Origin of the sequence: Staphylococcus chromogenes, assembly GCF_029024625.1 — a bacterium.
Taxonomy (GTDB): Bacteria; Bacillota; Bacilli; order Staphylococcales; family Staphylococcaceae; genus Staphylococcus; species Staphylococcus chromogenes.
In genome coordinates this window covers 990,680-1,003,553 of record NZ_CP118953.1, presented here as the reverse complement: position 1 = coordinate 1,003,553, position 12,874 = coordinate 990,680, and the positions used below count along the sequence as shown (strand labels likewise).

Annotated in this window: 8 protein-coding genes and 1 pseudogene; 2 read left to right on the top strand and 7 right to left on the bottom strand. The window is 35.7% G+C overall.

Annotation, left to right across the window (positions count from 1 at the left end; all coding sequences use genetic code 11):
* Positions 1-17: 17 nt before the first annotated feature.
* Positions 18-1,727 (bottom strand): acetate--CoA ligase, encoded by a 1,710-nt coding sequence (gene acsA, locus PYW36_RS04935; protein ID WP_103159175.1) that lies wholly within the window; start codon positions 1,725-1,727, stop codon positions 18-20.
* A 154-nt stretch (positions 1,728-1,881) separates the two neighbouring features.
* Between acsA and PYW36_RS04930 the strand changes: the two genes are divergently transcribed.
* Positions 1,882-2,514, top strand: coding sequence for a GNAT family N-acetyltransferase (locus PYW36_RS04930; RefSeq protein ID WP_037574400.1), 633 nt, complete (start codon positions 1,882-1,884; stop codon positions 2,512-2,514).
* A gap of 14 nt (positions 2,515-2,528) precedes the next feature.
* The gene (locus tag PYW36_RS04925; protein WP_103159176.1) at positions 2,529-3,683 is read left to right on the top strand and encodes an acetoin utilization protein AcuC; all 1,155 of its coding nucleotides are present in this window, start codon (positions 2,529-2,531) and stop codon (positions 3,681-3,683) included.
* A 115-nt stretch (positions 3,684-3,798) separates the two neighbouring features.
* On the opposite strand, the gene ccpA is transcribed toward PYW36_RS04925, so the two are convergent.
* From ccpA to PYW36_RS04895, 6 genes and pseudogenes are all read right to left on the bottom strand, one after another.
* The gene (ccpA, locus tag PYW36_RS04920) at positions 3,799-4,791 is read right to left on the bottom strand and encodes a catabolite control protein A (RefSeq protein WP_037574406.1); all 993 of its coding nucleotides are present in this window, start codon (positions 4,789-4,791) and stop codon (positions 3,799-3,801) included.
* A gap of 204 nt (positions 4,792-4,995) precedes the next feature.
* Positions 4,996-6,087 (bottom strand): bifunctional 3-deoxy-7-phosphoheptulonate synthase/chorismate mutase, encoded by a 1,092-nt coding sequence (locus PYW36_RS04915; RefSeq protein ID WP_037574409.1) that lies wholly within the window; start codon positions 6,085-6,087, stop codon positions 4,996-4,998.
* A 269-nt stretch (positions 6,088-6,356) separates the two neighbouring features.
* Positions 6,357-7,292: a hypothetical protein gene (locus PYW36_RS04910; RefSeq protein ID WP_037574412.1), complete on the bottom strand. Its 936-nt coding sequence runs from the start codon at positions 7,290-7,292 to the stop codon at positions 6,357-6,359.
* 363 nt (positions 7,293-7,655) lie between these two features.
* A pseudogene (locus PYW36_RS04905) lies at positions 7,656-8,132 on the bottom strand (DUF948 domain-containing protein); the annotation flags it as partial.
* A gap of 76 nt (positions 8,133-8,208) precedes the next feature.
* Positions 8,209-9,522: a UDP-N-acetylmuramate--L-alanine ligase gene (murC, locus tag PYW36_RS04900; RefSeq protein WP_103159177.1), complete on the bottom strand. Its 1,314-nt coding sequence runs from the start codon at positions 9,520-9,522 to the stop codon at positions 8,209-8,211.
* Between the two features lie 22 nt (positions 9,523-9,544).
* Positions 9,545-12,862 (bottom strand): DNA translocase FtsK, encoded by a 3,318-nt coding sequence (locus PYW36_RS04895; RefSeq protein ID WP_103159178.1) that lies wholly within the window; start codon positions 12,860-12,862, stop codon positions 9,545-9,547.
* Positions 12,863-12,874 lie beyond the last annotated feature (12 nt).

Here is a 12,874-nt window from a genome sequence, read left to right as displayed (position 1 = left end):
TACCTATTGAAATGAGATTAATCTTCCATAGTACTTAAATCACCTGTAGGCAAATCAAGTTCCCATGCCTTCAATACACGTCTCATAATTTTACCTGAACGTGTTTTTGGTAATTTATCTTTAAATTCGATTTCACGTGGTGCTGCATGCGCAGCTAAACCTTCTTTCACAAACTTTCGTATGTCCTCTTTTAATGCATCAGACGGTTCGTAACCTTTTCTTAATGCGACAAATGCCTTAATGATTTCGCCACGAACAGGATCCGGCTTACCAATAACCCCTGCTTCTGCAACCGCTTCATGCTCTACTAATTTCGATTCCACTTCGAAAGGACCGACACGTTCACCCGCAGTCATGATGACATCATCGACACGACCTTGGAACCAAAAATATCCATCTTCATCTTGATAGGCAGAATCGCCTGAAACATACCAGTCACCAATAAAATAGGACTGATATTTTTCGGGGTTTTTCCATATTTTGTACATCATTGACGGCCACCCTTTTTTTATAGCAAGGTTACCCATGCGATTAGGCGGTAACGGATTTCCTTCATTATCAATAATCGCCGCTTCAATTCCTGGTAATGGCTTGCCCATAGAACCTAATTTAATATCCATGGATGGATAGTTGACAATCATATGTCCACCTGTTTCAGTCATCCACCAAGTATCTAACACACGCTTATCATACACTTTTTTAGCCCATTTTATAACCTCTGGGTTAAGGGGTTCACCCACCGAGAGGATACTACGTACTGAGGATAAATTATATTTTTCTACTAAATCATCTCCAGCACTCATAAGCATACGTAAAGCTGTTGGTGCAGTATACCATATCGTCACTTTGAATTCTTCAATCATACTATACCAAGCTTCTGGAGAAAAACGACCTCCTGCAATACAATTGGTTACTCCATTTAACCATGGAGCGAAAATCCCATAGGAAGTCCCTGTGACCCAACCTGGATCAGCTGTACACCAATAAACGTCATCTTCTTGTAAATCAAGCACATATTTTCCTGAAATATAATGAACTAACATGGCTTTTTGTACGTGCAATACGCCTTTAGGTTGTCCAGTAGATCCCGAAGTATAATGAAGAATAAGACCATCGTCTTGATTTAACCATTCTATTTCAAATTGATCACTCGCATGTTCCATCTCTGTATTAAAATCTACATATTCATCACTGACATTTTCATCCACTACGATAATCGTTTCTAAATTCGGCAAATCATCTTTTGGAATTCTCGGTAATAGACTATTCGTCGTGATAATCACCTTAGCATCACTGTTTTCCAAACGATCTTTCACTGCTTTTTCCATAAACGCTTCAAAGAGCGGCCCCACGATGGCTCCAATTTTTAATATACCTAAAAATGCAAAATAGAGTTCAGGCGTACGTGGCATAAAAATAAATACACGATCCCCTTTTTGAACATGAGCTTTTGTTTTTAAAACATTAGCTGCTTGATTAGATTTCTGTTTCAGCTCATTAAATGTATAACTTTCTTTACGCACGTCATCTTTATAATTTAAGGCAATTTTATCTCCTTTTCCTTCATCAACATGACGATCAATACATTCATAGGCCATATTAACTTTTCCAGTTTTTGACCAGGAAAATCCTTTTTCAACATCTTCCCATTTAAAATTTTGATAGATTTTTTCATATTCTGTTAAATTGAAGTTTCCTTCTTCCCCTTTGTATACTTCAACTTTCATGATGATTACCCCCTTGTTTGAAATCGCTTTCATTTGAATTATAGCTTATCAGGATATTGTTTTCAAAAAATTTCACTTATTCTGAATAATAGATGAAAATTCAATATGATTTGGCTATACTATCATTAATAGTTTGTTTAGAAAGGAGTCTCTCATGAAGCACATTAAAACATATGAAAAAGAAACTTTAATGATCAACGGTAAAGCAACTATCCTAGAGGGACCAGTGACAAAATTACAATTAGAAACCATGACCTTTGATGAAGGATTAAATGCATTTCGAGAACCCATCGAACAATTTGAAGCGATACAAGAAATAAGCACTTTGGATGAAGGGAGAATTTATATTATTCGAGTAGATCAACATATAATTGGCTACGTCACCTATCTTTATCCAGACCCTATGGAAAGATGGTCTAATGGGAACCTCCCCTATTTATTGGAACTTGGCGCTATTGAAATCAGTCTACCTTATCGAAGTTATGGATTAGGTCGTGAACTTTTAAAGTTGAGTACTCGAAGTCCGGAATTAGAGAATTATATCATTATCACAACTGAATATTACTGGCATTGGGATTTAAAAAATTCAGGTCTCGACGTTTTTGAATATAAAAAATTAATGCAACGCATGATGGCAAACGGCGGCTTAGAAGTATTTGCCACCGATGATCCAGAAATCACAAGCCACCCTGCGAATAGCCTAATGGCACGTATTGGAAAAAATATTACAGTAGATCAAATGAGGACATTTGACGACTTACGCTACATGAACAGGTTCTTTTTTTAATGGGGGGAATCCAAATGGGAGAAAATACTTTTCAAACTGGGTATGTCTATTCAGATGCACTTTTGCAATATCGCTTCCATAATAAACATCCCTTTAATCAAATGCGTCTGAAATTAACAACAGAGTTACTGGACGCTACTGGTTTACTTCATCACAATCAAATCATTAAACCTCGTATTGCCACTGTAGATGAAATTGCAACTGTTCATAAATATGACTATATCCAAGCGATTAAACGTGGGGAACGTAACCTTTTAACGCCTGATGAAAAGAGCAAGTATGGTTTAGACGATGAAGATACACATGTATTCCCAAAAATCCATACAAGCACAGCGACCATTGTTGGAGGAGGATTAAATTTAATTGATGCGATAATGGAAGGAAAATTTCAAAATGGTTGCCACTTAGGTGGCGGTCTACATCATGCATTAGAAGGACGCGCAAACGGTTTTTGTGTGTATAATGACGCTGCAATTTATATAAAATATTTATATCAGAAATATCATCAACGTGTCTTATATGTGGATACTGATGCCCATCATGGTGACGGTGTACAATGGCGGTTTTACACTTCAAATGAGGTCATGAATTATTCTATACATGAAACTGGAAAATTTTTATTTCCTGGTTCTGGTCATTATACTGAACGAGGTGATGACCAAGGATTCGGCTATACTATAAATGTCCCTTTAGAACCCTATACGGAACACGAAAGTTACATGTCCGTATTTAAACAGACACTTGAAACTGTTGCAGCTGCTTTTCAACCTGATTTTATCGTTAGTGTGAATGGTTCTGATATTCACTATTTGGATCCACTTACTCATATGCATTGTGATTTAAATACATTATATGAAATCCCCTACGTTGTCCATGACATTGCAAAAAAGTATGCCAACGGAAAAGTCCTCATGCTTGGTGGTGGTGGCTACAATATTTGGCGAGTAGTGCCCCGCGCTTGGAGTCACGTCTATTTAAGCCTTATCGATCACCCCCCATTAACTGGACGTTTACCTGAATCTTGGTTAACCAAATGGCAACATTATAGCTCGATTTCGCTTCCTGAAACTTGGGAAGAGACATTTCCTGATTTTCAAAATATTCCAAGAACTCAAGAGATTACTGATAAAAATCAAAGTGTGGCGAATAAGATTAAAAATTGGTTTTAAACCCTATTCATATGACTTTATTCTATAACAAAAACCCTTGATTCAAGGAGGAACTCTTAAAGCTGTGTAAGATTGACGCTTTTTGAGTGACTTTTGAGAAACAAGGGTTTTATTATTAAACTTTGGTTGTTCCGCGGTATCTGATTTTATGAGGTAAAATCACATTGGGTTCTTCGATTTCTTCATTATTCATATATTTCGTTAATAAACGCATGCCAACAGCCCCAATATCATATAGCGGTTGTATTACACTTGAAAGTTGTGGGCGTACCATTTCAACGAGACGTGTATTATTAAAACTGATAACTTGAATATCTTCAGGTACATTTAGCCCGTGATCCATCGCACCGTGTACAATCCCAATCGCTTGTTCATCACTGATTGAAAGCACAGCGTCTGGTTGGTAAGCACTTAATTTTTCAAACGCACGTATTCCATCTTTATATGTTTCGTTCCCTACATATAAAAGATGACTATCCACTTCTAATTGATGTTCAGATAATTGTTGTTTTAATCCTTCGAGTGCATCGTCTTGGGCTTTTTTAGAATAGCCTCCACCTACAAACGCAAACTTATTTGCACCTGATTTAATTAATTGCTCAGTGATTTCTTGGCTCGCTTTTTTAAAGTCAATATTTACTGAAGCAATACCGTCGTCTTTTCCGTTTGTGCCTGAAACAACAACGGGTATAGAGGCTTTTGAAATTTGGTCTTTAATTTCAGTCGTCAGTGTGCCACCTAAAAAGATAATGCCATCCACTTGTTTACTTAATAAATTGTTAAAAATCTCTTTTTCTTTTTCAGGATCATCATCTGAATTCGAAATGATTGTATGATATTTATACATCGTTGCAATATCTTCTAATCCTCTCGCAAGTTGAGAATAATAAATATTAGAAATATCAGGTATAATCACACCGACTGTAGTTGTTTTCTTACTTGCTAAACCTCTTGCAACAGCATTTGGACGATAATTTAATCGTTTAATGACTTCATTAACTTTTTCCCTTGTTTCAGGTTTAACATTTTGATTTCCATTTACAACACGTGATACAGTCGCCATTGAAACACGGGCTTCACGAGCGACATCATATATGGTTACTGTCATATTTCTACCTCCTTGTAAACGCTTACTCTATTATTATATTCCGTTTTCATCACATTTTCAAAGTTTACCATAATATCGATAGATTAGAAATATAAAAATCTTCATGTCATAGGTTTGTCACGAAATAATAGTAATTATATGTATTTAAACGATAATAAAAGGAGAAAATTTCAAGAATTCTCCCCTTTTAAAATAAACAAGTATTTATTTAAGTGTTTTGTTATTGTACATTTCTGAAAGAGGTTTGATTTCATTGTAGAATGAATCAAACTCTTCTAAATTCATTTGTTGTGCACTATCACTTAAAGCTACTGCTGGATCAGGATGAACTTCAGCCATCACCCCATCTGCGCCAATCGCCAATGCTGCTTTAGCTGCAGGTAACATTATATCTTTACGACCTGTACTATGCGTCACATCAACTAAAACAGGAAGATGTGTGCCTTGTTTTAAAATAGGTACCGCAGAAATATCTAATGTATTTCGTGTCGCTTTTTCGTATGTGCGAATACCGCGTTCACATAAAATAATATTTTGATTACCTTGACTGGCAATGTACTCTGCTGCATATGTGAATTCTTCAATCGTTGCTGATAAACCACGTTTCAATAAAATAGGTTTGTTTGTTCGCCCTGCTTCTTTTAGTAATTCGAAGTTTTGCATATTACGTGCGCCAATTTGGAATACATCTAAATATTGGTCTGCAATCGCAAAATCATTTGGGTGGACAATCTCACTTACAACATTAAGGTCGTATTTATCTTTAATTTGCTTCAAAATCTTTAAGCCTTCTTCGCCTAATCCTTGGAAGTCATATGGTGAAGTTCTTGGTTTAAAAGCGCCACCTCGAATAAATTTTTCACCTTTTTCTTTTAAATTTTTAGCAACTGCTTCAACTTGTTCGTAGGATTCTACTGAGCACGGACCAAATACGAAAGATTTAAGTCCCTCTCCAATTTTCCCGCCGTTTTCAAACGTCACAATTGTATCTTCAGGTTTAAGTTTACGAGAGACGTATAAATGTTTTTCATTATCAGACTTTTGTAAATCAGTTGAGGCTTTAAAAATTTCCTTAAACAACTGTTTAATGACATTGTCATTGAAAGGTCCTTGATTTTTATCAATTAACGAATTTAACATTTCTTTTTCTCTTTGAGGGTCATAAATCACTGTACTTTGTTTTCTTTTTTCCTCGCCTATTTTTTTAGCGAGCTCACCTCGTTTGGAAAGTAATGTTAAAATCTGTTCGTTAATGTCTTCGATTTCTTTTCTGTACGTTTCTAAATGATTCGTCATGAAATTCACCCCAACTTAAATTTTCTCACTTGCTTTAAAGCGGTAAAATAACTAGTGATATTTCGTATTCTAACAAGAATATATGATTATTTCAACCCATCTTCTAAAATTAGGCTAAATTTTTTGAAAATTCTCATTTATATTACCATTAATAGTATCGTAGTTGCTATCGGTTAAAAAAGCTACAAAAAAATGAATGAACAAGAACAAGATAGGTTCTTATTCATTCATTCGATGTAAAAACGTTACGCTAATTTTGTTATTTAAAGTTACTTATTAAAAGTATGCTTATCTACTTTACTGTTAGTTTTTTTAGCTTCTTCTTTCACTTTTTCATTATGATCAGAAAGTGTAAAATCTTTATCTGAGTCATGTGTCACTACGCCATTTTCAAATTTCGCATCTTTTTTACTAAAATCATTTTCTTTGTTAGCAGAAGTCGTAGTTGATTCTTTTTTGTTGCCGTTAAGCAAACGACGTTGAGCACCTAATGAAGCAGTGTTTTCTGAGGTCTTTTGTTGATTTGATTTTTCTTGACTTAGTTTTTCATCTTTACCTTCTGCTTGTGCTGTAGCAGTAGGTCCAGTTTGTCCTTCTAAGCGATCTGAATCTACTTCTGCACGAATTGCACGTTGTTGTGCCGCCATTGCATCATCTTTGGAATCAGATGAAATTGATGTTTCATTTTCTTTTTGTTGGTCACTATTTTTCGCAGCTTGTGCTAATCCAGAAGCAGTCACCCCTGCTGTTGCAACACCTGCTGTATTTTGACCGTTATTTTCCTCACGTGCAGATTTTGATGTTTGTCCTTCTAAACGGTCGCTATCAACTTCACTTTGAATCGCACGTCGTTGCGCAGCTAATTCTTTTGATGATGGGTCTTCTGAATCAGTTAATACACTACGTTCACGTTGAGAATCTTTTCGTACACGTTGTGCTTGTGCTTTTAACGCTTCTGCTTTACGTTTAGCTTCATCACGTAATGTTGAATTTTGGTCATTCACTTTTTTTGTTTTCACTTGCTCTTTTTTCTTAGATTTTGCTTCTAGTGTTGGTTTTAATAACAATCCTAATGAACTCCCTAATACAGCACCTGCAACAAAACCAAAAACTAAATCTAAACGCTGAGGTGCTTCTCGATCATATTGAGAAACCTCATAACTTTCTAAACCTTTTGAATGCAAATCACGATTGTATTTTTCCATTTTTATGCCTCCTTAAAATAAAAGCACTTAAACAAAGTATGTACCTCATTTAAGTGCGTGTAATCAAGACTTATTCAACTAACCGTCGACTTACTTACGATTTGAATCATTATTTAATGTTGTGTATTTTGTGTTAACTGATTCAGGATTTGTGTTGAAATCATCTAAGTCTTTGTTTTCATACTCATTGTTCACTAATTCTTTATTAGTTGAAGTATGTTGAGTTGAAGATTGACGATTAGAATCAGCATCATTTAAAGTTGTGTACTTTGTGTTAACTGATTCTGGGTTCGTATTAAAATCTTGAAGATCTTTATTTTCATATTCATTATTTACTAACTCTTTGTTAGAAATAGATGAATTTGAATTTGAACCACGATGTGCATCAGATGACACATTATTCGTTTTGTAAGTTGCACTGTTTCTACGACTTTGACGGTTTTGCCATTTATCAGCAATTTCCATCGCAACATTTGACCATTGAACAACTTGAGAAATCTTGTCTTCATTTTGTGAAATGTTATTCGTAATTGAGTGCGTTACACGATCAACCGAACCATTTAATGTTTGAACTGATTCGCCAACGCCTTTAACAGCATCAACTACAGAGTTTAAACGATTTGATTTATCTTGGATATCTTCAGTTAAGCGATTAGCTTTATGAAGTAAATCCGTAGATTCGCGTGTAATACCTTGAATTTGTCCTTCCACACCATCAAGTGTTTTAGCAACATGATCCAAGTTTTTCTTTACAGAAACTAACACTACAACGATTCCAATACATAAGATTAAGAATGCGATGGCAGCAATAATTCCTGCGAGTGGTAAAATCCATTCCATTCGTAAACGCCTCCTATTGACTTTTAAAATATGCTATTTATTTTATATAGATACCCAAACTCCCAGTGCTCAAACATCAAAAACTATGTTCTACGCCGATTTTTTCTAAATAAGCTTTTAATACTTTCTGAATGTCACCAGCACCCATAAATAGTATAACAGCATTATCATGTTTTTCGAGCATTTCAACGGATGATTCTGAAATTAAGCGTCCATTCTCAACAAGTTCAAGAAGGTCATTAATTGTCAATTCACCCGTATTTTCTCGAATAGAACCGAAAATATCACATAGATATACTGAATCTGCTTGATTAAGTACATCAGCAAATTCTTGTAAAAATGCTTTTGTTCTAGAGAATGTGTGGGGTTGAAAAATCGCCACAACTTCTTTGTTTGGATATTTTTTTCTAGCTGTCTCAATTGTAGCACTTATTTCTCTTGGATGGTGTGCATAATCATCAACTAATACTTGATTTTTAGTAAAAATCTCATTAAAGCGACGTTTAACACCACCAAAAGTAATGAGCGCATCTTTAATATTTTGCGTATCTAATTTTTCCATATAAGCAATAGCAAGGACCGCTAATGCATTTAGAATATTATGGTTGCCATATTGTGGAGTAATAAAGTGATCATAGAACTCTCCTCTAATATAGACATCAAAAGCAGTACCTTTATCCGTGATTTCAATGTTATCCGCATAAATATCCATTGAAGAATCAAAACCATAATAATAAACAGGAACATCAACTTTAATGTCCTTAATATGTGGGTCGTCTCCCCATGCGATAATGGCTTTCTTAACATTACTTGCCATGCCTTGGAAGGCATTGACAACATCATCTATATCGGCAAAATAATCTGGATGATCAAAATCAATATTTGTAATAATTGCATAATCAGGAGCATAGCTTAAGAAATGGCGACGATATTCGCAAGCTTCAAATGCAAAATATTCACTTTGCGGTAACCCCATTCCTGTACCGTCTCCGATTAAAAATGATGTTTTTTTGTCACCGTTCATTACATGAGATAATAATCCCGTTGTTGATGTTTTGCCGTGTGCCCCTGTCACCGCTACAGAGGTATATTGGTTGATGACTTCTCCTAAGAAATCATGATAACGAATCACTTTTAAGTTTAATTCATTCGCTTTTTTAACTTCTTCATGCGTATCTTTAAAAGCATTTCCTACGATGACTGTTAACCCTTCAGTAATATTATCTGCACTAAAAGGTAAGATTTTTATGCCTTTATTTTTCAATGCAATTTCAGTAAATACATATTGTTCAATATCTGAACCTTGAACATCATATCCTAAATCATGAATAATTTGAGCAAGAGAACTCATTCCTGCTCCTTTGATACCGACAAAATGGTATTTGGTCATGATGATATGCCCCTTTCTTTATTTATGAGTCGTGTAAGTCTGCCTCAGTGAGATAGACATCTCTAGGTTTTGAACCATTTGCGCCGGAAACATAGCCCAATTGTTCTAATTGATCAATAATTCTAGCTGCACGATTATAGCCTATTTGAAAATGTCTCTGAATAAGAGAGGTAGAGATATGTCTCTCTTTTACCATAAATTCACAAACTTCATTGAATAATTCATCTTTTGCTGGTTCTTCTGTTTTCTTTAGGAGCTCTTTCTCTTGAAATAAATATTCAGGTTCTCTTTGTGATTTAATATAATCTACAACTTCATCAATTTCCTCATCTGAAACAAAAGTGCCTTGTACACGAATTGGTTTATTCATGCCACCACCAAGGTAAAGCATATCACCATATCCGAGTAATCTTTCGGCACCACCGCTATCTAGTATTGTTCTAGAATCCACACTCGATGATACCATAAATGCAATTCTTGTTGGAATATTTGCTTTAATTAAACCAGTAATGACGTTGACAGATGGTCTTTGAGTTGCAACGAGCATATGTATACCACACGCTCTCGCCTTTTGCGCAATTCTTGCAATAGATTGCTCAACTTCTTGAGGTGCCATCATCATTAAATCAGCCAATTCATCAATCACAATCACAATTTTGGGCATACGTTGGTCATAATTGACTTTTTTATTGAACGCCGTGATATTTCTCACATGAGTTTGTGCGAATAACTTATATCGACGTTCCATTTCTTCTACAGCCCATTTTAAACTCTGAGTTGCTGCCTTTACATCTGTAATGACAGGTGCCACGAGATGTGGTAAATCGTTATATGGTGCGAGTTCTACCATTTTCGGGTCGATTAATAATAATTTTAATTCCTCTGGATGATTGCGATACAGTAAGGATAATAAAATACTATTTATAGAAACTGATTTACCTGAGCCTGTAGCTCCTGCAATAAGCGCATGTGGTGTTTTGGCAATATCCATTAATAATGGTTCATTATTGATTCGATTCCCCATTGCGACCGTTAATTTAGATTCTGCATTTTTAAACGCCTCTGTTTCAAGAATCGAACGCAAATTAACTTTTGTTGGATGTTGATTTGGAACTTCAATTCCAACTAGACTTGTCCCAGGAATAGGTGCCTCAATCCGAATATCTTTCGCTGCCAAAGCCATTTTAATATCATCTTGTAATGCGGTAATACGTGAGACCTTAACGCCTCTTTCAACGGATAATTCGAATCTCGTTACGCTTGGACCTTCGATAACATTAACAACTTCTGCGGGTACATTAAAATAATAAAAAGCATCATTTAATTGTTGTTTTTTATCTTCTATCCATGCGTTATCACTTTCTTGGACTTCTGGTTGATCTAACAATTCGATACTTGGTAGATGCAATACAGGACCGCGTCGTATTTTCTTAGTTGAATCAGCATCTTCAGCTACATCTTTTGATGAGGGAAGCTGTTCTTGATGATTATTTTGCTCTGTTTTAAAAGTAGTTTCCCTAGGTTGATGTGTATTATCGTTCGTCACTTGTGTATTGGGCGTTGAAGATGGCGATGTACGTTGTTGTTCATTCATGATTGTAGACGTCTTTTGGCGTTCCATCATTCTCTTTTTATCCGAAGGTGTCATCACCACATTAAAAGGTTTACTTCCTTTACGAATAGATCTTTTCGCTTCATGTTCATTTGTTTTATCCGTCTCGTGTAAGTGCGGTTTTAAAGGTGGCTCAGAAATTTTGACTTCCTTCGATTCAGAGATATCTTCATCGTCAAATCGTTCTTGTAAATCTTTTTTAGAGCTTTGATTTATATCCTTTTCATTGTCCTCAACCGCTTCTGTTGGTGTTAGTTGAGGAACATCGACTGTAGCAGATGTCTCCGCAACCCTTTCATCATGTTCATCATAATGTGTATCAAGGCGTTGTGTGTCTTCCTCTACATCATCACTATGTTGTAATGAATCGGGTTGAAGCGTCTCTGTTTGACTTGTCATTGGTGCAACCTCGTGTTGAGCTAACTGAGGCGGTTCACTATGATTTTGAGGTTTATCCATTAATTCGTTCTCGTTTTGATCATTTGTATCCTCATTTTCATCAAAATCGTATAATTCTTCTGATTGTTGATGAGGCTTGTCATTATTGATCGCTTTCACAGTCAAATCTTGGCCAGGTGCTTGAGAAGTGTTATTTGATGTTATCTCATCACTTAGATTGTCTTCTTGCGCTATGTGCTCTTCATTCTCATTGATGTCCTTCTCGGATATGTGTGATGATGCATCAATTTGATTTAAGTCGATTTCTTCGTATTCGATTGACGCATCATGAGGCGTTTGATTTTCAGTAAGGTTCGCATGAGAATCCTTATCCTGCGCAGTTGCTACTAAGTCATCATGTTCCTTTTCTTCATAAGCACTATGATAATCATCACCTAATAAATGGCGCGCTTGCGATGCGTACATTTCATCAATCGCTTTTTGTATACTAGATTGCTCCTCTGTATGATGTGAGGTTTTTTTATGTTGTAAAGCTTCTTTAAAGCGTTTCTTTTGAAGCACTTTCTTTTCTCGTTCTTTACGAATTTCATCAACAATCTGTGAAGCATAAATGTTTTCAATATTAACCGTGTTATCACGTTTAGAATGCGATGGTATTTTGACTTGTGAAGATGTTCTATTATTAGACGGCTGTTGCGCTTGTTTTGAGCGTGCACCTGGGGGTTGACTTAAACCACTGTTTTGTATGGTCTTGCGTTCTTGCGTCCCAAAAATTGCTGAAGGCACTTCACTCGCCTTAAACTCCTGATGTAAAAATGTCTTACTATGAGGGGATGTTGCATTCTGTGAATGATGATAGCCAGATTCTTGTGATTGATACTTATTTTTATAAGAATTATGTACGTTTGAGTTTGTTTCACGACGTCTCGTATGATCTTGATGTGATAAAGAAGTACGCATCGCTTTATTTCTTTGATAATTTGTAGTATTTTTCTCTTTTACCTCTCGTTCTTGCTGTGAAGAATAAGGTGTACTATTTGAACGTTGACCTCGATGACGTCGTGTTTTACGATCTACTTGTAAACCGGAATGTGGTCGGGTCGCATGTCTATGTTGTTTTTGCTCGGACCTTTCTGTTTGTTGAAAAAAATCAGATTGCCCATCCATCGCAATCGGAAATCTAAATTTCCCTTTCGGCCGTTGATAGATATCATTCGACTGTGGAATTAAACTACGATTTTCAGATTTTCTAACTGTCGAGCGTTTTTTATTAAAAGATGTTTGGTCTGATGGCTCGTCTTCACCAAATAATTTATCAAACCAGCTCATAAATACGCCCTC